We start from the raw sequence: 22,226 nt of genomic DNA on the forward strand, positions 1-22,226 counted from the left end.
GGCGTGCTCACGGCGCGCCGCCGGATCGGCATGCTGAAGCCCGTGGCGATTCTGCTGGCACTGGTGTCGATGTGCTCCACGTTCATCGGCGGACTGGTCGCGGACCGGCTCGGTGAGCGCAAACGCCTGGTCCTGGGCCTGGCCGCGGGCGTCATGCTCGGCGTGGTCGCCTTCGACCTGCTGCCCGAGGCGCTCGAACACGACACCCGCGTCGCACTCGGTGTTCCGGTGCCGCTGCTGGCCGCGGTGGTCGGCTTCTTCACCGTGCACATCGTGGAGCAGACGGTGGCGCTGCACACCGGGCACGAGGACGAATTCGGTACGCACCACCACGATTTCGCCTCGATCGGCCTGGTGGCCGCGGGCGGACTGGTGTTCCACAGCTTCCTGGACGGGCTCAGTATCGGACTCAGCTTCCAGGTCGGCGCGGCCACCGGGGCGGCCGTCGCCATCGCGGTGATCAGCCACGACTTCGCGGACGGCTTCAACACCTTCACCCTCACCACGCTGTACGGCAATGCCCGCAAACGCGGGCTGACCATGCTCGCCGCCGACGCCATCGCACCGGTATTCGGTGCTGTCGCAGGCACTTTCCTGAAGGTGCCATCGCAATTCGTCGGCATGTACCTCGGCTACTTCGCGGGTTTCCTGCTGTATCTGGCGACCGCGGACATCCTCCCGGAGGCGCACGCGGGCAAACCGTCCAAGGCCCCGCTGCTGCTCACCCTGCTCGGACTGGGTTTCATGCTCCTCATCGCCGCACTGAGCCACTGAAAACCTGGTACACCAATAGATACAGAGTTCGCAGCCGACGCAGCAGCGGAGGATTCCGATGTACGACCACCCGCGTCGCACGAACAATGCCGGTGGCGGACGACTATTCGCGCTGTTCTGCGTGGCCGTCGTCGGAATCACCGCGTTCCTGGGCTATCACGGTGATCTGGCGCGCTGGCCCTTCCGGCAGGATCCGCCCACCGCCAGCCTGATCGGACCGCCGCTGCCGCCGCTGGACACCCAACTGGTGTCACACCTGGTGGATCCGGTACTGGTGAACATCACCGCGGCCATGCGCCCGTACGGTCTCGGCGCATCCGGTTCCGGCATCGTGCTCACCGCGAACGGTGAGGTGCTCACCAGCCATCACGTCATCAAAGGCGCTGACACCGTATCGGTTTCGGATATCGGCACCGGTGCGACCTTCCCGGCCACCGTGCTCGGCTACGACTCCTCGGCCGATATCGCGCTCATCGCGCTCACCGGCGCGGACGGCCTGCCGATCGCGCGCATCGGGAGCTCCGCCGGATTGCGGCTCGGTGACCAGCTATTGGCCATCGGCAATGCGGGCGGCACCGGATCGCCGACGTCGGTCGGCGGTGCGATCACCGGTCTGGACAGCAGCATCGTGGCGCGCAACTCCGCGGATCTGTCGCGAAAGTCCTTGCACGGCTTGATCGAAGTCGCGGCCGCCGTCGCCGCCGGACAATCCGGCGGGGCGCTGGTGGATCGCTACGGCGCGGTCGTCGGCGTGGTCACCGCCGCCTCCGGAGATCTACAGGCGGCACTCGGCCGCGGACCCGAGGGCTATGCCGTGCCGATCGACGCCGCCATGGCCGTGGTGCGCCAAATCCGTTCCGGCACACCGACGGACACCGTGCACATCGGACCCACCGCCACCCTCGGCATCATCACCTCGGACGCGCAACCGGCGGGCGCGCGCATCGATGTGGCCGTGTACGGGCAACCGGCGTTCGCGGCCGGACTCGCCGAGGGGGAGGTGATCACCGCCATCGACGGCCGGGTCGTCGCGAGCACCCAAACCCTCAAGGCCGCACTGAATCTGCACAAACCCGATGACGTGGTGCGCCTGGATCTCACCGCACCCGGTGGCGGGCAGCGGACCGTGAACGTGACGCTCACGGTCGGGCCGCCCAACTAGCTCACAGGTGATCGCGCCAGTAATCCTGGAATTGGATGTACAGGATCAGAATCACCACCGCGTAGTAGATGGCGACGACGGTCCAGCGCCACTCCACCACGATCTGCAACAGTCCGCGGGACTTACCCCACAGTTGCCCGGTCACCACCGCCAGCAGCAGCGGCGTCACCGCCCACACCACCATGCACCACGGGCACAGCGCGTGAATCTGGAACACCGCCTGATAGATCAGCCAGCCGATGAACCCCATGCCGAGGACGAGCCCGGCCCACAGTCCGCCCCAAATCCAGCGCGGCAGACCGATATTGGCCACCGCGAGCACCCCGAGCGTCACCACCACCGAGAATCCGACCACACCGATGATCGGATTCGGGAAACCGAACGCCGCCGCCTGATCCGACTCCATGATCGTGGTGCAGGACAGCGTCGAATCGATACTGCACAGCGGTTTGAAACCGGGTTCGGTGAACAGCTTGAACTTGTCGACCAGCAGGGTCACCGACGCACCCCAGCCGATCAACGCGCCGATCAACAGCGGCCAGGCGGACCGGGGTGGAGCCGAGATGATCACTTCGCCGCGGCCTCGATGACCGGCTTCAGGCCGTTCGGGCTCATCAGCGACTGCTGATCGCTGATCTGCTTACCGTTCACGTACACCGAGGGGGTCGACTTGATGCCGGTGTCGAAAACGCCCTTGGTCTCATCCTTCACGAACGCCGCGTACTTCTGATCCTTGATGCCCTGTGCCACAGCGGGATCGGTGTAACCGACCGACGCGGCGATCTGAATCAGCTGATCGTCGGTCATGCCGTTGCCGCCCTCCTTGGGCTGCGCGCTGTACATCGCGGACAGCCAGGCCTGGAACTTCGACGGATCCGCCGAGGCGACCACGTAGGCCGCGCTCGCCGCGCGCGTGGAGAACTGGTTGCCGCTGGAGGCGCGGTCCAGGAACGAGATGATGTTGTACTCCACCACCGCGGTGCCGTTCTTCACCTCGTCCTCGAGCACGGCCGAGTTATTGCTCTCGAACATCTGGCAGGCCGGGCACTGCAGATCGGCCACGACCTGCACCCGTACCTTGGCGTCCGACTTGCCGATGCGGATCGCGCCGCCCTCGGTCAGATTCGGCGGCGTCGCGCCCGTGCTCGAGTCATGGGTGACGACCGGAGCGAACGACGAGGTGTTCTTGTCGTCGGACTTACGCATCGCCAGGCCGATACCGATGGCCGCGATCAAACCCACCAGGACGACACCCACGCCGACCTGAATGAGGATCTTGCGATTGCGATCGGCCTGTTGAGCCTTGGCCAGAGGATTCTTGCGATCACCCGGTTTGCTCACCGCGCGTTCACCACGCCTTTCGTAGTCACGACTGCTGCGGCCCCATCTTCACCCGCGAACCTGAGAGATTCCTGGTGAAACACCGCCGTTGTCGGCAACGGCGGTGTATGGGCGGCGCGAATCACGCCTGGGCGAGCTTCTTCTTCTCGGCTTCCACATCGAAAGTGGCGGCGGGCCAATCGAGTTTCAGGCCCTGCATGGCGTCGATGAGCAGTTCGGTCACGGCCAGGCGGGCGTACCACTTGGAATCGCAGGGGAGTACGTGCCAGGGCGCGTATTCGGTATTGGTGCGATCCAGGACCGCCTGGTACGCCTCCTGATACGCGGGCCAGTAGGCGCGCTCGGCGAGATCGTTGGGACTGTACTTCCAGTACTTGTCCGGGCGCTCCAGCCGCTGGGACAGGCGCTTCTTCTGCTCGTCGAGGGAGACGAACATGGCGACCTTGACCACCGTGGTGCCGTCGTCGACGAGTTTGCGCTCGAACTTGTTGATCTCGTCATAGCGCTTGCCCCACACCTCCGGCGGCACCAGATCGTGCACGCGCACCACGAGTACGTCCTCGTAGTGCGAGCGGTCGAAGACGCCGATCTGACCGCCGCGCGGCAGCTGCTTGCGAATGCGCCACAGGTAGTGGTGTTTCTTCTCCTCGGCGGTCGGCACACCGAAGGCCGCGTGATCCACACCCTGCGGATCCACCGAGCCGATCACATGCCGGACGATGCCGCCCTTGCCCGCGGTGTCCATGCCCTGCAACACCAGCAGCACACTGCGATTGTCGCCGTGCCTGCCGTTCGCGTAGAGCTTCTCCTGCAACTCCGACAAAACGCCTGCGCGCTCGGCCAGCAATTGCTCCCCGGCCTTCTTGTCACCCTTGAAACCGGGAGTCGCGGATGTGTTCAGTTCGCTGACCTGCACACCGTCGGCCCGCAGGGCTTTGGTGACCGGTTTCGACCAGGATGTTGCCTTCGCCATCCGTCATGCGTAACACGCGGCGCGGCCCGGTGGGGGCAAGCACGCCGAAATTCTCCCGGTGAACCCGAGGTGATCCGTATCCGAACGCCGGGTGTCCGGCCGGTTACACCCGGGCCAGGCGCACCAGATGTTCGGCCAGTTCGGCATCGCCGACCGGGGTGAGGGTGAGATCGGTGGCGGTGGTGAGCAGATAGCGGCCGTCACCGGTGAAATCCAGCCAGGTGCGATGCCGGGTGGGTGGGGACAGCGGATTCGCGGGCTCCACCGTGACGGTGATGAAACCGCGCCCGTCCACCGGCTCGCGCAATTTGCGGCGGAAGTTGTCGGCCGCCAGATCGGACGAATCCGGTTGGGCGGCAATATCTTCGGCATGCTCGCCCGGTTCGGCCGGAAGTAATACCGCGTGCTGCGGTTCGCTCATCTGGGCCTGCTGCCCGGCGGGCGCGGAGCCGATGATCTCCACCAGCTCCTGACCGAGTTGATCGGCGGGACAGATCATCACCGAGACGGCGTCCGGGAGCGCGACCAGAATGCCCGCGCGCTGCTGCGCCACCGCCGCGAAGGCGAGAATGCGGCGCGGCGCGGGATTGGTGCATTCGCCGTACAGCGTGACGGTGGTGGTGTCGGTGCGCGCGCACAGCATGAGCGCTGCGGACAGGTCCGGATCGGTGCGGCCCAGATAGCGGTGCCGCGGACGCGTGGCGGCGCTCGCGGTGCCGCGAGTCAGGGTGTCGAGGGGATAGGGGCGGCGTTCCAGCTCGGTTTCGCGGGTCCAGACCAGCGCGAATTCGTCCGGGGTCAGCATCCATTTCATGCAGAGTCCGGCCTGCTGTCCGTCAAGGACATACGGGCGTCCCCCTTTCCTGCGGTACGACCCTCCGTCCCGATCGCGACCCTACCGGAGCGTTTCGACGGCCGCGTCCCCTCGCGTAAGGGGGCTTACTGTGACGTACCGCACGGTAGGGTTCGGCGCGTCGGTGTGCGATCATCCCATCTTGGTCGAACGACCAGAGCTGTGTGCCGTTGTGCCGCAAACAGATAGCCGGAGGCAGAAATGCATATCGAATATCCGGCGGCGGCCGCGCCCACTCCGCGACCCGCGCGCCGCACCCGGGCGTCGAGCCTGGTGAGCGCCCTGCTCGCCGCCGGAACCCTGGCACTCACCGCCGGAACCGCCGGGGCCGCACCCATTCCCGCCCTGCCCGGACCGGACTTCCTCGGCACACCCGCCACCGCACAACCCGTCACCGGAGTGCCCGCGGTCCCGCAGCACCCCGGACTCGCCGCCAACGGGAACTCCGGCATCCACGGCGACGGCTGGATGAGTGACACCTACACCCGGCCCGGCCCACTCGGACATGACACCCGGGTTGACTCGCTGCTGCTCGGCAGCGAATGCGGATCGGTCGCCTTCGACCGCGCCGGGCGCATCATCTCCACCTGCCCCGGCCTCAATCCCGGTCTCTACCTGATCGATCCGGCTGGAATGAAGGTGCTCGGCAAATACGCGCTGCCGGGTCGCGGCCCGGGGGCGATGCTCGAGCCCGGAGCCTTCTCCAATTTCGGTGGCGGCGCGTACTTCTTCCTCGACAATCAGGACCGCGCGGTGGTCGGGTCCAGCAGCGGGCACGTCCAGATCTTCGCGGAAACCCCCGCGGCGGACGGCTTCACCCTCGAACACGACTACGACCTCACCGGCGCGCTGCGACCCGGCGAAACCCTGAACTCGGTGCTGCCCGACTCCAACGGCCTGCTCTGGTTCGTCACCAAGACCAACGGCGTCGTCGGCACCCTCGACACCGAAACCGGTGCGATACAGGTGATCCGGCTCGGCGACGGCGCGGAGGGCGAGATCGAGAACTCCTTCGCGGTCGGCAATGACGGCGACGTCTACATCGCCACCAACCGCGAAATGCTGCGCTTCGACGCCGGACCCGGCGGCAGCCCCGAGGTCACCTGGCGCATCGCCTACGCCAACAGCGGCCAGCGCAAACCCGGCCAGGTCGACGACGGCACCGGCACCACACCCACCGTGCTGCCCGGCGGCTACGTCGCCATCACCGATAACGCCGACCCCATGAACGTGGTCGTCTACCGCACCGCCCGCGACACCGCCCAGCGCGAAGTGTGCAGCGTCCCGGTCTTCGCGAAAGGCGCTGGGAATACCGAGAATTCGCTCATCGGCGCGGGAAACTCGCTGATCGTGGAGAACAATTTCGGCTACTCCGGACCCGAAGCCACCCTGGCGGGCCGCACCACCACCCCCGGCTTCGCCCGCGTCGACATCGACGCCGACGGCTGCCACCTGGTCTGGACCAACTCCACGGTCGCCGCGCCCAGCGTGGTCGCCAAACTCTCGCTCGCCACCGGACTGATCTACACCTACACCAAGGGCAACGACCCGACCGACCCCTGGTACTGGACGACCCTGGACTTCCGCACCGGAAACCTGGTGTGGCAGCGGCGATCCGGCTCCGGCCCGCAGTTCAACAACAACTACGCGGGCCTGGCCCTCGGCCCGGACGGCACCGCCTACCTCGGCGTCCTCGGCGGCCTCATCTCGCTGCGCGACGGCAGTTAGCTGACGCATCGTCAGCCGCCGACCGGCCCGGCGAACGGCAGCACCACCGTGCACCCCACGGGCACAGCGTGTTCCGGATCGAGTGCGTTCAGCACCACCCGCACCGCCACCGGGTCATAGGTGAGTTCGTTGTGCTCGGTGAAATCGGTCGCGCACAGGTCCTGGAGCACCGCGTTCCGCACATTCGGGCCGTCCAGCAGCCCGGTCGTATAGGGCGTGGAGATCTCGTCGTAGCGCGTAACCACCATGGTGAAACGGATATTCGGCGCTTTCGCAGGATCGGGATCGAGCGTGCGCAGGAACGGCTCACCCGGGGACAGGCCGCACGGGCCGCATTGGCGCAGCAGTTCCCGGCCCGGTTCCACGGCCGCGGCGAGCGGCTGTAGCGCGGCCAGACCGCTCACCGTGGATCCGTGCAGGGGAGCGGCCAGCGCGACGAAATGATCGACGTTCGGAATGCCGCCGAGCTGATTCAGGTAGTAGAAGGCCACCGCACCGCCGATCGAATGGGTTACCAGATCGACCTTTTCGGTACCGGTCGCGGCACGCACCTGATCGATGAACGCGGAGATCTGCCGCGCGCTGTCCTCGACAGGTGTGAAGGCGCCGATCAGCGGGCCCGCCGCACCCACCCCGTAGGTGGTGGTGAAGACACAGTATCCGGCCCGGGCGAGCACCGGAGACAGCGTGTTCCAGGAGATCGCGTCATTGGACAGGCCGTGCAACAGCACCACCGGATTCGGATGTGCCGCAGTGGGTTTGCAGTTCCAGTCGTTCGCGCCGGGCGGCGGCTGGCCGGGGCTGGTGAACTGGGCGGCGAGCCCGCCGGGATAGCTGTAGGACGGTTCGGGATCAGCCGCCGCGCTACCCGCCGCCAGGGTCGGCAGTGCGATCGTCAGGGTCGGCAGCGCGATCGTCAGTGCCAGCAGGCCGAATGTCCGGGCGGCGCGGATCTTCGCTGATCGCATTGCGGGACTCCATGTTTCGTGGACCGGTCGTCTCCCGCCGTCCCCTGCGCGGCGGGATGACCGACCGGTCGGTCACAGGTTAGCGTGAGTGGGTACCCTTCGGGAAGAGCCAATCGCCGAGAGGATTACATCGATGCCACGTCCGCCCGAACCGGGACGCAATGCCTTGCTCACCGCCGGAGCGGAAATCGCCGGGCGCGAAGGGATGCGCGGCCTCTCGGTCAATGCCGTGGTCGCCGCCGCCGGAATGGCGAAAGGCACCTTCTACCACCACTTTCCGGACCGCCGCAGCTATGTGGTCGCGCTGCATCACCGCTATCACGAGGAACTCGGCGCGGTCATCCTCGCGGCCATCGCCGGATGTGAACCCGGTGCGGAACGTTTGCGCACCGGTATCGCCGCGTATTTGGACGCCTGCCTGGCGACCAGCGGCACGAAAGCCTTTCTCGCGCAATCCCGTACCGATACCGACCTGATCGACCAGGTGCACGAGCGCAATCAACTGTTCGCCGCGATGATCGGCCCCGACCTGACCGAGCTGGGCTGGTCCGATCCCGAGCCGGTGGCGCTGCTGGTCATCGCCATGGTCGCCGAAACCGCGCTGGCCGAACTCTATTCGGCCGGTCCGCAGCCGGACCTGCGGGCCGCGCTGACGGCCCTGATGGAACGAGACCCCCGCCACCAAGGGTGAGCGGGGGTCTCGCGGGGGTATGGATCAGGCGACGTCGACGTCGATTGTCATGCCCGCCTTGCGAAGTCGATCGGTGAGGGCATCGCTCATCGCCGCGGCGGGGGTGAGAATACCTGCCAGCTCGGGCAATTGGTCGAAGGCCAGGGCCAGGCCGGACTGGCCGAGCATGACCGAGGTGGCGGCGTAGCCCGGATCGCCCTTACCGGCGAAGGTGCACACGTACTTCGCGCCCGAGGTGGTGTTCGCGAATGTCTTCATGGTGAACCAGCCGCTGTTGCGGGCCTTTTCGCTCGGACCGGTACCCGGCTTGGGCACCAGGCGGTCCAGCAGACGACGGCCGACGGCGACCCGGGACAGCACCGCGCCCGCCGCCATGCCCGCCACGATTCCGCCCGCCATACCCGCCGCCACCAGGGGAGCGGTGGCCGAGGTGCCCGCGCTCATCACCTCGCGGTAGCGGAAGTTCTTACCGTACGGCCAGCCCAGCAGGCCATTGCTGCGGCGCACGATCTTGGTGTTGTGCGCGCCCATGACGAAGGTGGCGACCCAGCCGCGCAGGCTCGGATCGATATTCGCCGCGCGCTCCAGCGCCTGATCGCTCTGCCGGCCGACATCGGGCTCGAGGGACTTGTCCGGGCTCAGCGAATACGGGTGCGACATGATCGCGCCCTTCTTCGGATCCGCGGCGATGGCCTCCATCATGGCGCGCCCGGAATCCACCGTGCCGCCGGAGACACCGCCCTTGAGCCAGGCCACCAGGGTGACATCGGTGAGTTCACCGGTGTTGTCGTCCACGCTGCGCTTGTACAGCTGATACACGCTCAGATCCGACGGAATCGAGTCGTAGCCCGCCGAATTCACGATCTTCGCGCCGGTCTCGGCGGCCCGATCCGCGAACCGGTCGATGCATTCGCGAATGAACAGCGGCTCACCGGTGAGATCGGCGTAGTGCGTGCCGTTCTCGGCGCACGCCTGCACCAGCGGCAACCCGTAGCGCAGGTACGGCCCGACCGTGGTCACCACGACCTTGGTGCGCGCCGCGAGCGCGTTCAGGCTGGCCTGATCCGTCGAATCCGCCTGTACCAGCGGCCATTCCGCGGCACCCGGGCCGAGTTCGGCGCGTACCGCCGCCAGCTTGTCCAGCGAGCGCCCGGCCAGTGCGATGCGTGCCCCGGCGGGTGCGGCCCCGATCAGATATTCCGCGGTCAGTTTGCCGACGAAACCCGTCGCGCCGAATAGCGCTAGGTCGAATTCCCTGTCTGCCATGATATTTCCCGTCCGGTGGGGTTACGCCTTCGCGGCGCGTTTGCGAGTGGTCTTCTTCTTGGGTCCGGTGGTCGGCGTCGGCGCGGGCCGGGTGGCCAGCCAATCCCGGTGTGCGATACCGAGTTCGGTGACCGGGTCCTCCTTGTACAGCCACTCCCGGGAGATGCGATGCCAATTCCCGGTCGCTTCCAGCTGCCCGAGCATGCCGAAGGTCAGGAAGTCCGCGCGCCGCGAGAACAGATGCTCCGGCGGCAGATTCTGCTGCTTCATTCCGGAGAACTCGCTGGCCCGCGGGTCGACGGCGAGAATGAAAGCGCCCGAGGCGAGCTCGGGCGTAATGGTGAGATCCTCATCGACCAGCGCCCATTCACAGGCCGCCAGCACGTACTCCAGACATTCCTCCGGGGTGATCTCGTCCGGGGAATCGATGACGCCGCGCTGAATCATCAAGTCGCGCAACTCTTCCGCATGATCCTCCGCGGCGGCGCGAATGCAGGTGGCCTCGAATTCGACGTGTTCGGGATCCATTCGGTTGTAGAGCCCGAAGTCCAGGAACGCCACCCGGCCGTCCGCGCCCAGCAGCAGATTGCCCGGATGCGGATCGCCGCAGAACTCGTTGAAGGTGAACAGCGAACCCACGTAGAACCGATAGATGATCTCGCCGATGCGATTGCGCTCCTCGGCGGGCAGCGCCCGGATCTCCTCGAACCCGCGCCCCGGGAAATACTCGCTCACCAGCACCCGCTGCGTGGACAGCTCCGGCATGGTGTCCGGCACCACGATGAACGGATGCCCGCGATACAGCGCCGCGATCTGCGACTGCGTATTCGCCTCGGCGACGTAATCGAGTTCGCTCTCCAGATTCAGCCGCAGCTCATCGAGTACCGCCGGGGTAACCCACGGCATGGCCGATTGCAGAATGCGCCGGAACATGGCCAGGTTCTTCAGATCCGCGCGCACCGCCGAATCGATGCCCGGGTACTGCACCTTCACCGCGACCGTGCGGCCGTCATGCAGCTTCGCCCGATAGACCTGCCCGATCGAGGCCGCCGCGATGGGTTCGGGTTCGAAATCGGCGAAGACCTCCTCCAGCGTCTTACCGAAATCCTCCTCGATGACCGCGCGCATCACCTCGAACGACACCGAGGGCGCGCTGTCGCGCAGCACCGCCAGGCGGCGCTGGAAACGTTCACGATGCTCGGGCGGCACCAGATCCAGATCCAGCACCGAGAGCATCTGCCCGAGCTTCATGGCGACGCCCTTCATGGTGCCCAGCACCATGACCATCTGCTCGGTGGCCCGGATCATCGACTCCTCGGCCATGCGCTCGCGCACCGCCTCCGAGCGCCCCCGCATCGATCGCCGCGTCTTCTGAGCTCGTATGGCATTACCGGCGACGGCCATTCCCAGCTTGGTTCCCCGCGCAAGCCTGGATGTGGGCAGCTCTTTCGCCATCAGTGACCCTCCATTGAACCGGCGCCCCCATTGGTGCCGAAGCGGGCGGAAACCAGACCCGCCTCCCCGAAACTCTAGCGCGCGGCTAAGAGCCGTCGAGGGTTGATTTTGCGGCCTGCGGTCTGGTACGGAACCTATTTTGGACGTACCCCTGGAGTTACCCAGACCTTACGAGATCAGTTGTCGCGTTGGGTCAGGGCTTGTTTTCCGGATCGGGTAGTACGTGCGGCTTGGAGTTGAAGTAATTCCGGTCACCGCCCGCGCGCACCATGCCCTCGATGGCGCTCCACGCCATCATGGTCAGGTAGTCGAGCATCTCCTCGCTGGACATCGTGCGGTTGGTGATCCACCAGTCCGTGGCCAGCTGGACGCCGCCGACCAGGACGTAGGCCCAGAGCATCGCGCCCTCGGTCTGCACCTTGCGGTCGAAGGCCTTGTCGATGATGACCGCCGACACCACCTGCGCGAACAATTTCTCGAAATCGGCGAGGGTCGAGGTGTCGGTCGAAGCGCCGTTGCCCATGATGAAGCGGTAGACGTCGGTATCGGCGTCGACGGTGTGCACGTACGCGGCGAGCGTATTGCGGACCAGCTGATACTCATCCAGATCATCGCTGATCGCCTCGTAGATGCGCGGCATCAGCGTGGTCTCGATGAACCGTTCCATGGTGGCCCGGGTGAGATCCTGCTTATCGGAGAAATACCGGTAGAGCACGGTTTTGGAGACGCCGATCTCCGCGGCGATCTCATCCATCCCGGCATCCCCGCCGCGGGCGCGAATGGCCGCGAGGGTGCCGTCGACGAGCTCTTCCCGGCGGTCGATCTTGTGTTGCTGCCAGCGCCTTTTGCGTCCGTCCTCTCGACCCGGTCGAGGGGTGGCGCCGTCGGCTCTGGCGCCGGCGTCGACGGCTCTTTGGGTGGACAGCGTGACTCCCGTGGTTCGTGTTGTGGGCTGGGCCTATTCAGCTTAAGCCTCGCATGCGCCGGATCGCCGACGTTCGGGACCGGCCCGGTGGCCGGGAGTAATTTCCGGGAAGCAGCAGAATGGAACATATGGAGCAACCTGCCGGCACCGCCGAGGTCCTCGAATCGAGCGGGCGTGCGTCGCAGCCCGCCCCCGCACCGGGTGGCGCCTTCGCCGACCTGCTGGGTGACGAAGGTAAAGCGAAGGACCTGTGGCGGATGAAGGCCATCGCCACCGCGTTCCTCGCCGCCGCCACCGTCATCTACCTGTTCTGCCGCTGGACCGAATCACGCGGCGCGGGCGGCGACTGGGTCGGCTACGTGCGGGCCGCGTCCGAGGCGGGCATGGTCGGCGCGCTCGCCGACTGGTTCGCCGTGACGGCGCTGTTCCGCCATCCGCTCGGCCTGCCGATCCCGCACACCGCCATCATCCGGAAGAAGAAGGATCAGCTCGGCGCGGGCCTGGGCGATTTCGTGCGTACCAATTTCCTCTCACCCGATGTGGTTGTGACGAAACTCAATTCCGCGCAGATCTCGTTCCGGCTGGGTCGCTGGATGGCCGATCCGGAGCACGCCGAACGCGTCGCCGAGGAGAGCGCCACCATGCTGCGCGCGTTCATCGGCGTGCTGCGCGATGAGGACGTCGAGCAGATCATCGACCAGACCATCGTCAAACGCGTCGCCGAACCGCTGTGGGGTCCGCCGCTGGGCAAGGTGCTCAAGGAGCTCATCGCGGACAACAGACAGGCGCCGCTGCTGGACCTGCTGGCCGAGCGCGCACACCAGTGGGCCCTGGACTCGCAGGAGACCCTGGACCGCATCGTGAACCGGGACGCGCCCTCATGGGCTCCGAAGTTCGTGAATTCGATGCTGGCCGAACGGATTTACCGCGAATTGGTGGAGTTCACCTGGAAGGTGCGCACGCAACCGGATCATGAGATCCGGCTGGCGGCGAATCGCTTCCTGGAGGATTTCGCGAACGATCTGCAATACGACGACGTCATGATCAAGAAGGCCGAGCGGGTCAAGGCCGAGCTCATGGGCCGCGCCGAGATCACCGGCCTGGCGCACGCGACCTGGCGCGCGGCCAAGCGGATGATCCTGGAGTCCGCCGAGGACCCGAATTCCACGCTGCGCCGCAAGGTTTCGGAGAATGTGCAGAACCTGGGCCAGCGCTTGTCGTCGGATGACGGCATGCGTGACAAGGTGGACGGGTGGCTGGAGCGCGGTGTCCGATACCTGGTCTCCAACTACGGTGATGAATTCGCCACGCTGGTCAGCGATACCGTTGCCCGGTGGGATGCCGACGAGGCCAGCCGCAAGATCGAATTGGCGGCGGGTCGCGATCTGCAATTCATCCGCATCAATGGCACGGTCGTCGGTTCCCTGGCGGGCCTTGCGATCTACGCCGTTTCAAATTTGCTGTTCAATGGCTGATCCCGGTACCGCCGGCGGTTTGCCGCAACGGTGCTAGCAGAGCGCTTGCAAGAGTTAGCACCCCCCTTTAGAATTGACCGCACAACCGCCGGAAGGTCAGTGATGACACACGATCCCGAGGTTCCCGAATCGATCGACGGCACACAGGCGGAGACGTCCGCCGCCGACGAACGAGCGGGCCGCGTAGCCAACGCGGCGCACGACATCGGGGGCTTCATCCGCGCGCAGCGTGAGGCCGCTCAGGTCTCCCTGCGTCAGCTGGCCCAGCTGGCGGGGGTGAGCAATCCGTATCTCAGCCAGATCGAGCGCGGACTGCGCAACCCGTCCGCCGAGGTGCTCGCGCAGATCGCGAAGGGTCTGCGGGTGTCCTCGGAGGTCTTGTACATGCGGGCCGGGTACCTCGAACAGAGGCCGCACGGCCCGGTCCGGGACGCACTGCTCGCCGATACGGAAATCTCCGAGCGGCAGAAGCAGGTCCTCCTGGACATCTATGAATCGTTCCGCCGAGAAAATGCGCAGAACGAGGACAGAGGGGACGCGACGAACCAATTGGGGGGCGCTCCCGGGGGAATCGAGGGCGCGAATGCCCTCAGGGACAACGAGGTTCCGATCCGTACTACCGAAGTTCCGCCACGCCAGGAGAACGAAACATCATGACTGAACCCACCCGTACCGCCACCGTGACCAAGCCGATCTACGCGACGGTCGGCGCCGGCGACGCCATCTACGCCTCCGTGCTCGACACCATCGACAAGGTCCGCACCCGTGCGGCCGCCGCCGATGTGAACGGCCGCGTCGAAGAGGCCCGCGAGCGCTTCGCGAACCTGCCGGCCGATGCCAAGGGCCAGGTCGACGTGGTGCGCCAGCGCATCGCCGCCCTGCCGTCCGAGCTGCCGGAGGACCTCGCCGGACTGCGCGAGAAGGCCACCCCCGAAGAGCTGCGCAAGCTGGTCGACCAGTACTACCACCAGCTGCTGGACCTCTACGCCGACCTGGCCGCCCGCGGCGAGGAGACCGTCGAGAAGATCAAGACCAGCAACCCGGCCTTCGAGGAGCGCTTCGGTCAGGTCGAGTCGCTGTACACCGATCTGGTGAACCAGGCGCAGGACGTCATCGGCAAGGTGTCCGATCAGGTCGCCCCGCTGCTGGGTGGCGCGAAGGAAGCGGCCGCTGAGGTCGAGGAGACCGTCGAGGCCGAGGTCGTCGGCGTGACCACCGAGTCCGAGCCCGCCGCCCCGGTCGCCGAGCCGGTCGCCCCCGCGAAGAAGGCTCCGGCCAAGAAGGCTCCGGCCAAGAAGGCCGCGCCCGCCGCCAAGAAGTAACAGGCGCTGAAACAACCTGCGGCCCTCGCGCATTCATTGCGCGGGGGCCGCGGTCGTCGTGTCGGCCGCGAGTAGCGGGAATGGGCGCGACAGCCCTCGTATGATGGGTGGGGTGATGGGAATTCCCGGGTTGATTCTGTCGGCGTTACTGCTGCTCGAGTTCGGCATGGTGGTGTTCGCCCTGGTGCATGCCCTGCGGCAGCGTTCGGACGCGTTCCCGGCGGTCGACAAGCTGACCAAGCCGGTGTGGCTGGCGATTCTGGTGGCTTCGCTGGGCGGGTTGCTGCTCACCCGGAATCCGGTCAATTTCCTCAGCCTCGCGGCGGTGATCGCGACGGGTGTGTACCTGGCCGATGTGCGGCCGAAGGTGGATGAGGTGCAGCGCGGGCCGCGCTGGTAGCTGTACACGGAGACTTTCGTCGGCCGTCTTCCCTGGTCAGGGGAGGGCGGCCGATTTTTTATTTTTCCGGGTGCTTGCACTAGCAAGCACGCTCTCGCGGAGTTACTGTATCTAGCAGTAACACAAAGGAGTGTGTCCCCATGCGAGCAATGCTGCGAGCGCACCGGGCGAACCTGCGTACCCGGACCTATGCCAACGCGGACCTGAACCCGCCGGCCGGTCCGTACGAGACCATTCCGGTCACCACCACCGACGGCGCGCGCCTGCGCGTACACGCCTACGGCCCCGCCGACGGCGATGTGCTGGTGCTGGTGCACGGCTGGACCTGCTGCCTCGAATACTGGAATCCGCAGATCAACGCCTTCGCGGGCGAATACCGCGTGATCGCCTACGACGTGCGCGGGCACGGTGAGAGCGAAGCGGGCACCGCGCCGCTCAGCACCGATCAGCTCGCCGATGATCTGCAGGCCGTGCTGGAGGCGTCCCTGAAGCCCGGCCAGCGCGCCGTCATCGTCGGCCACAGCCTCGGCGGTATGACCACGCAGGCGTGGGCCGGGCGGCATCCCGAGCAGGTGCGCAAGCGCGCCGCGGCGGTGCTGCTCACCAATACCGCCGCCGGACAGCTCATCGCCGAGACCACCGTGGTGCCGCTGTTCAATCGCGGCTTCCTGAAACTGCCCTTCAAGATGGGTCTGCTGGGCCTGAGCCTGCCGATCGTGTTCCCGCCGATCGCACCGGTGCAGTGGCTGTTCCGGCGGCAGATCATGAGCCTGGCCACGGTCGGCGATGTGGCGACCTTCGCGCAGGACATCGTGCGTTCCTGCCCGGCGCGGGTGCGCGGCCGGTTCGGCACGCTGCTCTCGCATTTGGATGTGGGGCGCGGCGCGGTGCATCTCACCGTGCCGACCTCGCTCGTCGCGGGCTCCGCCGATGACATGACCCCGGTCGTGCATTCGGATCGGATCGCCGAAATGCTCCGGGAGGCGGGCAGTCTCGACGGCTACCTGATTCTGCCGACCGGTCATCTCGGCAATGTCGAGGCGTACCAGGAGTTCAACGCCGAACTCGCGCGGGTTGCCCGCTCCGCCTTCGGAATTCCCGCGGCGGTTGTGGGCGCGTAGGCGGCAGGTGTGGGTTTCCCACCCCTGGGGGCCCTTCATCCGGGCACAAAACCTCGCCAGGATGTGTTCTAGGTAACAGCAGATTTCCGGTCCGCCGCCTCCGAAATGGCGAATGTGGTTGCGGCGGATGGGTATCCCAGGAAAGACGGGGCGCAATGCGGCGGGTTCGAAAAAACCCGCCGCTTGCTCTAGCAAGCACCACTGCTAGCGCGGTACTGTGCCCTGGAACACAAAGGAGTGCTCATGCTGGTAAAGCTTCCTGAGGCCGGTGCGGACATGATGACCGCGCCCTTCCGCAGCTCCCTACGGTCCCGCACCTACGCGACCGAGACCTTGAATACGCCCGTTCCGGCCGAGGTCATCCCCGTCACCACCCACGACGGCGCCCGCCTGCGCGTACACGCCTATGGCCCGGCCGACGCCGAGGTCATCGTGCTGGCGCACGGCTGGTCCTGCGCCCTCGAATACTGGAACCCGCAGATCAACGCCTTCGCCGGGGACTACCGCGTGATCGCCTTCGATCAGCGCGGCCACGGCGAGAGCGAGAGCGGCACACGGGCTTTCGGCGCCGAACAGCTCGCCGACGACTTCGCGCAGATCCTGGACGCGGTGTTGCGCCCCGGCCAGCGCGCGACCCTGGTCGGGCACAGCATGGGCGGTATGACCATCCAGGCGTGGGCCGAGCACTACCCGGAGCAGGTCGCCCAGCGCGCTTCGGCGGTGCTGCTGGCCACCACCGCCGCGCGGCAGATTCCCAACCGCGCCACCGTGATTCCGTTCCTGAACGATCTGGTGCCCGCCCCGAGCTGGGTGGCCAAGCTGATGTTCGGAACGCCGCTGCCGCTGCCCGGCGGTTCCGCCGTCGGCGCGATCGCCAAGTACCGCCTGATGACTCCGGCCGCGACCGCCGATGAGATCAACTTCGGCCTGTCCATCGTGCGGTCCTGCCGTCCGTCGGTGCGCGCCGCCGTGGCGCGTGGCCTGCTGCATCTCGACTTGCACGGTGCGGCAGCCAATCTCACGGTGCCGACCACGGTCATCGCCGGTTCGGCGGACCGCCTGCTGCCCGAAATCCATTCTCGTGAAATCGCCGACACCCTCGCCGATGCGGGTTACCTCGACCGCTACGTCATTCTGCCCACCGGTCACCTGGTGAATATCGAAGCGCCGCAAGCATTCAACGCCGAATTGCAGCGCACCATTCGCATGGGTCGCCGCGGGCTGGTCGCGGTCGCGGGCTGACAAAGGCTTTTTCCGGATAGCAGCAATGCCCCCTCCACAACGGCGTGGCGGGGGCATTGTGATGTCCGGGCGAAAAGTGTTTCAGGAGAACACGACTGTGCGGCGGCCGTGCACCAGCACCCGGCCCTCCAGATGCCAGCGCAGGCCGCGCGCCAGCACCACGCGTTCGATATCGCGGCCCTGGCGGACCATATCGTGCACGGTGTCGGCGTGATCGATGCGAGTGACGTCCTGTTCCAGGATCGGCCCGGCATCCAGTTCGGCGGTCACGTAGTGGCAGGTCGCGCCGATCAGCTTGACGCCGCGCGCGAACGCCTGGTGATACGGGCGCGCGCCGACGAAGGACGGCAGGAAGCTGTGATGGATATTGAGCGCCTTACCCGCCCAGTGCTCGCACAGTTCGGCGGGCAGCACCTGCATGAACCGGGCCAGCACCACCGCGTCCGGTTCGTGCGCGTCGACCAGTTTGCGGACCTCCTCGAAGGCCGGGCCGCGTTCGGCCGGATCCTTCGGGAACGGCACGTGATGGAAGGTGATGCCGTGCGCCTCGGTGATCGCCGCCAGATCCGGATGATTGCCGATGACGGCCTCGATGGTGGCGGGCAGTTCCCCGCTGGCCGCGCGGCCCAGTAGATCGTGCAGGCAGTGCGCGTCCTTGCTGACCAGCAGGACCGCGCGGCGGCGCACACCGGTGTCGAGCACATCCCATTCGGTGTCCGGTCCGAGTTCGGCGGCGACGGTGGTGAAGCGCTCGCGCAGTTCGTCCAGATCGAACGGGACGGTGGCGGCCTTGATGGCCTGCCGGGTGAAGAACCAGCCGGTATCCAGGTCGGAGTGGTATCCGGCCTCCACGATCGAACCGCCGAAATCGGCGATGAACGAGGTGATGCGGGCGATGATGCCCGGACGGTCCGGGCAGCCCAGGGTCAGCACGTAGCGACGGTCATCAGGGTTTGCCGGGGTGGAACTCATACCGGTAATAGTCGCAGTAAGCGCTGCTACAGCTCGTAGAAGGGGTCGGCGTAGCGGAATTCGCCCTTGATCTCCGGGTCGTAGGCGGCGAGGGCGCGGATCTGGAAATGCGAGGTCCAGTCCGCCTGGTCGGGTGCGATGCCGAGCCGGACGCCGGGCACGAAGCCGAAGCGCGGGTAGTAGTCGAGGCTGCCCAGCAGACCCACCAGGGGCTCGTCCAGGGCGTCCGCCGCGCCCAGGGCGGCGTGCATGAGGGCGGAGCCGATGCCGTGCGCCTGGGCGTCCGTACGGACGCCGATGGGGCCGAGGGCGAGCACCGGGAACGGGCCGACCCCGGCCCGGGTGAGGCAGACGTGGCCGACGATGTCGTCGTGCGATTCGGCCACCATGGACAGGGTCGGCATCCAGCCGGAACTATCGCGCAGCTGCCGGACCAGGCCGACTTCGACCGGGTCGGCGGTGGGGGCGGGGGAACCCGGCGGGCGGTCGCCATTGGCGTTCGCGAACTCGCGTGCGAAGGCGCTGCGGTGTACCGCGTCGATCGCGGCGTTGTCGCCGGTTCGTTCACGACGGATCAGCACAAGTACGAGTGTGGCCGACCGCGGTGGCGGCCCGCAATGAAATTCGCCACGCATATGCCAAACTCCATGCTCATGGCTGAGATTTCCCGTCGAGACGTGGCCGCGATGATCGACCACACCCTGCTCGCACCAGAAGCGACTGCTCAGGACGTCGACGCGCTGATCGATGAGGCCCGGGAACTAGGCGTGTTGGCGATTTGCGTATCGCCGTCCATGCTGCCGGTGCGCGCACCCGGGCTGATTGTCGCGACCGTCGCGGGATTTCCCTCCGGCAAACATCATTCGCTGGTGAAGGGCGCGGAAGCGCGACTCGCCGTGGAGCAGGGTGCGAACGAGGTCGATATGGTGATCGACGTCGGCGCGGCCCGCGCGGGCGATTACAACGCGGTGCTCGGCGACATCATCACCGTGCGCGAGGCCGTGGGTGACCGGGCCGTGCTGAAGGTGATCATCGAATCGGCGGCGCTGAGCGATGCGCAGATCGTCGAGGTGTGCCGGGCCGCGGAGAAGGCCGGAGCCGATTTCGTGAAGACCTCCACGGGTTTTCACCCCGCCGGGGGTGCGAGCGCGCACGCGGTGCGGCTGATGGCCGACACCGTCGGGGGGCGACTGGGTGTGAAGGCCAGCGGCGGCATCCGCACCTCGGAGGCGGCGGCCGAGATGATCGCCGCCGGAGCCACCCGCCTGGGTCTCTCACGCTCCCGCGAAGTCCTGCAAGGCTTTCCGGTCTGAAGACGCGAACGCCCGGACGGCGTCGGGCCGTCCGGGCGTTGCGGTAAGTGCTTGTCAGCAGGTCACATTGGTGGTCTTGCCGGTGGAATCGGTTGCCTCCAAGGTGGTTTTGCCACCCTTGAGGCTGACGTGGATTCCCGTCGAGGTGACCTCGACCTTGGTGGGCTGCAAGCCCATCGGGTAGGTCTGCAGGCTCTCGGTCATGAGTTCCACGATGCCCGAGACCAAATCGGTGGGCAGGCCGAAGCCGAGCAGTGAGGCGGACATGGTCTCCACCTCGACCTTGTCGCCGACGATCTTCGGCTTGACCTGGAGTTGTGCCAGGCCGCCGAGCACATTGAAGCTCAGCGTGCCCGCGCTCGGATCGGAGGTCGCGCCGGATACCAAGCCGCCCAGCGTTTTCACGATGCCGTCATTGCTCCAGTCCACCTCGGCCTCGGAGCTGCCGATGGTGCCGCCCGCGCGACCCTGATCCTGCACCTCGATGTCGTGGAAGGTGGCGTGCACGACCATGCCGACCGCCGGGCCGAACTTGGTGTCGTCACTGTCGACGGTCACCTTGCCGACCTTGTTGTCGAACATGGTGAGCAGCATGGGTTTCGCGCCGAACGAGACGTCGATCTTGGAGCCCATCTGCGCCTCGAACTGCGAACTGATGCAGTTCTCGACGGTGCGCCGGGCATACGCCTCGCCACCGGCCAGACCGCCGACCACGATCAGCGCGGCCACCAGTCCGACGATCAGGAGCGTCCGCTTCTTCCGGCTCTTGCGCGGCGAACCGCCTTCCCCGCCAGTGTTGTTCGCGGTGGGCGGCGGTGTGCCCGGCGGTGGCGGGGTGCCGCCGACGGTGGCGGCACCGGCCGCGTACGCGGCCGCCTCGCCCGGATCCAGTACCTGGGTGTGGTGTGAACCGGTGGTTCCAAGCACCTCGGTCGGATTCGGGCCGCTCCTACCGGCATCGGGATAACCGCCCTGGGCCGCTCCGCTCGCGGGGTCACCGCCCTGACCGTTGATGACCTGGGTGCGTTGATCGATGACCTCGGTGGCGGGCTCGGTGGCCTGGCCCTCATGCCACCATTCGGTCGCTCCGGCAGCGGGTTCGGCCTCGCCGCTCTGCTTGCTGAAAGCCGTGGTGGGGGCATCGCCCTCCGTGGTCGCCGGAGCCTGTGGTGCGTTCTTGCCGCCGATCACCTTGGTGGTGTCGTTGGTGCCGCCCGCGCCCGCCGGATAGGGCGCGCCGCCTAGGATCTCGGTCTGCGGTTCGGCGGTTTCGGGCTTGTCGAGACGGGCTGCCGGTGCGCCGGAATCGGCTGCGCCGGAGGGGATCTCGTAGTTCGCCGCGCCCGGGTGTGCGGGTGAGGTGCCATTCGCGCGCGAGGTCTCGGTATCGGGTTCCGGGCGCTTCGCGTCGTCCGAGGTGGGGTTCGAACTCATGCGGCCGATTCTTCCCGAGCTTTCTGTGTGAGCTCTGTGCTTCCGATGAGGTGTCGGTGGAGTCCGAGCTGATTGTGACGTAACACACAGGAGGTCGGCGTAGCCTGAGTGCATGGCTGGGAACCCCGCAGCGGAGCCGGACCCCGAACACGGCTGGCAGGCGCTGCAAGAGCTGGCCGGTCGGCACGCCGGATACTTCACCACCCGACAGGTGCTGCAAACGGGCTGCGAGGCGCGCATACGCGACGGCCTCCGCGACGGATCGGTGCTCCGCGCGGGCGTCGGACTGCTCCGCCTGGGCCGCTGGCCGGACGGGCCACTCGACGAATACGCCATGTGGTCGGCGTGGTTCGACGGCGCGGCCGCCGTCTCGCACCACAGCGCCGCCGAACTGCATGGTTTGGGCCGCCTGCGGCCGCGTTTCGTGCACATGTCCGCGCGCATCGGCCGTTTTCCGCTCTCCCCGCGCCTGGTGGTGCTGCGCCGCACCTTCGCCCGCAAGGATGTGGAATCCGCGGGCACCTTCCTGGTCACCACCCCGCTGCGCACGGTGCTGGATCTGGCCGAAGCGGGCATCGGCCAGGCCGCCCTCGACGAGGTCGTCGCCGACGCCGTCGCCATCCACCGCTGCGCCCGCGCCGAAATCCGTTCCGCCAGCGACGCTCTCCCACCCCCCACCGCCGCCCGCCTGCACCGCGCCCTGATCCGCGTCTGAAAGTTCGAGCTGGTGGGAGGGCCTGGGCGGGCTTTACAGAATTCGCTGTTCGTTCGGCTTGATTCGAGTTTTGCGCGCGCCGGTTTCGTGGCAGGG

The 22,226-nt window shown here is 66.9% G+C and carries 23 protein-coding genes; 12 read left to right on the top strand and 11 right to left on the bottom strand.

Going from position 1 to position 22,226, the window contains the following annotated elements:
• The first annotated feature begins 30 nt into the window (after positions 1–30).
• The gene (locus ACFC0O_RS31005; RefSeq protein WP_375964147.1) at positions 31–774 is read left to right on the top strand and encodes a ZIP family metal transporter; all 744 of its coding nucleotides are present in this window, start codon (positions 31–33) and stop codon (positions 772–774) included.
• A gap of 58 nt (positions 775–832) precedes the next feature.
• Positions 833–1,936, top strand: coding sequence for a S1C family serine protease (locus ACFC0O_RS31010; RefSeq protein WP_375964150.1), 1,104 nt, complete (start codon positions 833–835; stop codon positions 1,934–1,936).
• Position 1,937: 1 nt separating this feature from the next.
• Here the strand turns inward: ACFC0O_RS31010 and ACFC0O_RS31015 are convergent, their stop codons facing one another.
• From ACFC0O_RS31015 to ACFC0O_RS31030, 4 genes are all read right to left on the bottom strand, one after another.
• Positions 1,938–2,507 carry a vitamin K epoxide reductase family protein gene (locus ACFC0O_RS31015; RefSeq protein WP_364649289.1) on the bottom strand — a complete coding sequence of 190 codons (570 nt, stop codon included), beginning with the start codon at positions 2,505–2,507 and terminating at the stop codon, positions 1,938–1,940.
• Positions 2,504–3,277 carry a DsbA family protein gene (locus ACFC0O_RS31020; protein WP_375964152.1) on the bottom strand — a complete coding sequence of 258 codons (774 nt, stop codon included), beginning with the start codon at positions 3,275–3,277 and terminating at the stop codon, positions 2,504–2,506. The genes ACFC0O_RS31015 and ACFC0O_RS31020 overlap by 4 nt, the downstream gene beginning before the upstream one ends.
• A gap of 121 nt (positions 3,278–3,398) precedes the next feature.
• Complete coding sequence (locus ACFC0O_RS31025; RefSeq protein ID WP_375964154.1) at positions 3,399–4,250, bottom strand: polyphosphate kinase 2 family protein; 852 nt, start codon at positions 4,248–4,250, stop codon at positions 3,399–3,401.
• A 103-nt stretch (positions 4,251–4,353) separates the two neighbouring features.
• Entirely contained in the window at positions 4,354–5,064 is a 711-nt protein-coding gene (locus ACFC0O_RS31030) for an ESX secretion-associated protein EspG (protein WP_375964156.1), read from the bottom strand.
• A 240-nt stretch (positions 5,065–5,304) separates the two neighbouring features.
• Here ACFC0O_RS31030 and ACFC0O_RS31035 point away from each other — a divergent pair, with 240 nt between their 5' ends.
• Positions 5,305–6,831 (top strand): hypothetical protein, encoded by a 1,527-nt coding sequence (locus ACFC0O_RS31035; protein WP_375964158.1) that lies wholly within the window; start codon positions 5,305–5,307, stop codon positions 6,829–6,831.
• A gap of 11 nt (positions 6,832–6,842) precedes the next feature.
• On the opposite strand, the gene ACFC0O_RS31040 is transcribed toward ACFC0O_RS31035, so the two are convergent.
• Positions 6,843–7,799: an esterase/lipase family protein gene (locus ACFC0O_RS31040; RefSeq protein WP_375964161.1), complete on the bottom strand. Its 957-nt coding sequence runs from the start codon at positions 7,797–7,799 to the stop codon at positions 6,843–6,845.
• Between the two features lie 133 nt (positions 7,800–7,932).
• On the opposite strand from ACFC0O_RS31040, the gene ACFC0O_RS31045 reads away from it, so the two are divergent.
• Positions 7,933–8,490: a TetR/AcrR family transcriptional regulator gene (locus ACFC0O_RS31045; RefSeq protein ID WP_375964163.1), complete on the top strand. Its 558-nt coding sequence runs from the start codon at positions 7,933–7,935 to the stop codon at positions 8,488–8,490.
• A 24-nt stretch (positions 8,491–8,514) separates the two neighbouring features.
• On the opposite strand, the gene ACFC0O_RS31050 is transcribed toward ACFC0O_RS31045, so the two are convergent.
• From ACFC0O_RS31050 to ACFC0O_RS31060, 3 genes are all read right to left on the bottom strand, one after another.
• Positions 8,515–9,756 carry a saccharopine dehydrogenase family protein gene (locus ACFC0O_RS31050; RefSeq protein ID WP_375964165.1) on the bottom strand — a complete coding sequence of 414 codons (1,242 nt, stop codon included), beginning with the start codon at positions 9,754–9,756 and terminating at the stop codon, positions 8,515–8,517.
• A 21-nt stretch (positions 9,757–9,777) separates the two neighbouring features.
• Positions 9,778–11,211, bottom strand: a complete 1,434-nt coding sequence (locus ACFC0O_RS31055) for an ABC1 kinase family protein (protein ID WP_375964167.1) — start codon at positions 11,209–11,211, stop codon at positions 9,778–9,780.
• A gap of 193 nt (positions 11,212–11,404) precedes the next feature.
• A complete protein-coding gene (locus tag ACFC0O_RS31060; protein WP_375966344.1) occupies positions 11,405–12,136 on the bottom strand; it encodes a TetR/AcrR family transcriptional regulator in 732 nt (243 codons plus the stop codon).
• 128 nt (positions 12,137–12,264) lie between these two features.
• Here ACFC0O_RS31060 and ACFC0O_RS31065 point away from each other — a divergent pair, with 128 nt between their 5' ends.
• From ACFC0O_RS31065 to ACFC0O_RS31090, 6 genes are all read left to right on the top strand, one after another.
• On the top strand, positions 12,265–13,611 hold the full coding sequence (locus ACFC0O_RS31065; protein WP_364649262.1) for a DUF445 family protein: 1,347 nt from the start codon (positions 12,265–12,267) through the stop codon (positions 13,609–13,611).
• A gap of 102 nt (positions 13,612–13,713) precedes the next feature.
• Positions 13,714–14,268 carry a helix-turn-helix transcriptional regulator gene (locus tag ACFC0O_RS31070; RefSeq protein WP_364649258.1) on the top strand — a complete coding sequence of 185 codons (555 nt, stop codon included), beginning with the start codon at positions 13,714–13,716 and terminating at the stop codon, positions 14,266–14,268.
• Positions 14,265–14,933 (top strand): heparin-binding hemagglutinin, encoded by a 669-nt coding sequence (locus ACFC0O_RS31075; protein WP_375964170.1) that lies wholly within the window; start codon positions 14,265–14,267, stop codon positions 14,931–14,933. Before ACFC0O_RS31070 ends, ACFC0O_RS31075 begins: the two co-directional genes overlap by 4 nt.
• A 103-nt stretch (positions 14,934–15,036) precedes the next feature.
• Positions 15,037–15,333, top strand: a complete 297-nt coding sequence (locus ACFC0O_RS31080) for a DUF2516 family protein (protein ID WP_364649252.1) — start codon at positions 15,037–15,039, stop codon at positions 15,331–15,333.
• Between the two features lie 140 nt (positions 15,334–15,473).
• Positions 15,474–16,454 (top strand): alpha/beta hydrolase, encoded by a 981-nt coding sequence (locus ACFC0O_RS31085; protein ID WP_375964172.1) that lies wholly within the window; start codon positions 15,474–15,476, stop codon positions 16,452–16,454.
• Positions 16,455–16,697: 243 nt separating this feature from the next.
• Positions 16,698–17,696, top strand: a complete 999-nt coding sequence (locus ACFC0O_RS31090) for an alpha/beta fold hydrolase (protein WP_375964175.1) — start codon at positions 16,698–16,700, stop codon at positions 17,694–17,696.
• Positions 17,697–17,777: 81 nt separating this feature from the next.
• On the opposite strand, the gene purU is transcribed toward ACFC0O_RS31090, so the two are convergent.
• Together purU and ACFC0O_RS31100 are read right to left on the bottom strand one after the other, a co-directional pair.
• On the bottom strand, positions 17,778–18,668 hold the full coding sequence (gene purU, locus ACFC0O_RS31095; RefSeq protein ID WP_375964177.1) for a formyltetrahydrofolate deformylase: 891 nt from the start codon (positions 18,666–18,668) through the stop codon (positions 17,778–17,780).
• Positions 18,669–18,694: 26 nt separating this feature from the next.
• The gene (locus ACFC0O_RS31100; RefSeq protein WP_375964180.1) at positions 18,695–19,249 is read right to left on the bottom strand and encodes a GNAT family N-acetyltransferase; all 555 of its coding nucleotides are present in this window, start codon (positions 19,247–19,249) and stop codon (positions 18,695–18,697) included.
• Positions 19,250–19,321: 72 nt separating this feature from the next.
• Between ACFC0O_RS31100 and deoC the strand changes: the two genes are divergently transcribed.
• Positions 19,322–19,981 (top strand): deoxyribose-phosphate aldolase, encoded by a 660-nt coding sequence (gene deoC / locus ACFC0O_RS31105; RefSeq protein ID WP_375964182.1) that lies wholly within the window; start codon positions 19,322–19,324, stop codon positions 19,979–19,981.
• A gap of 54 nt (positions 19,982–20,035) precedes the next feature.
• Here the strand turns inward: deoC and ACFC0O_RS31110 are convergent, their stop codons facing one another.
• Positions 20,036–21,415, bottom strand: coding sequence for an LmeA family phospholipid-binding protein (locus ACFC0O_RS31110; protein ID WP_375964185.1), 1,380 nt, complete (start codon positions 21,413–21,415; stop codon positions 20,036–20,038).
• A gap of 112 nt (positions 21,416–21,527) precedes the next feature.
• On the opposite strand from ACFC0O_RS31110, the gene ACFC0O_RS31115 reads away from it, so the two are divergent.
• Complete coding sequence (locus ACFC0O_RS31115) at positions 21,528–22,130, top strand: type IV toxin-antitoxin system AbiEi family antitoxin domain-containing protein (protein WP_364649233.1); 603 nt, start codon at positions 21,528–21,530, stop codon at positions 22,128–22,130.
• Positions 22,131–22,226: the final 96 nt, after the last annotated feature.

Source organism: Nocardia sp. NPDC056100, assembly GCF_042266325.1.
GTDB lineage: Bacteria > Actinomycetota > Actinomycetes > Mycobacteriales > Mycobacteriaceae > Nocardia.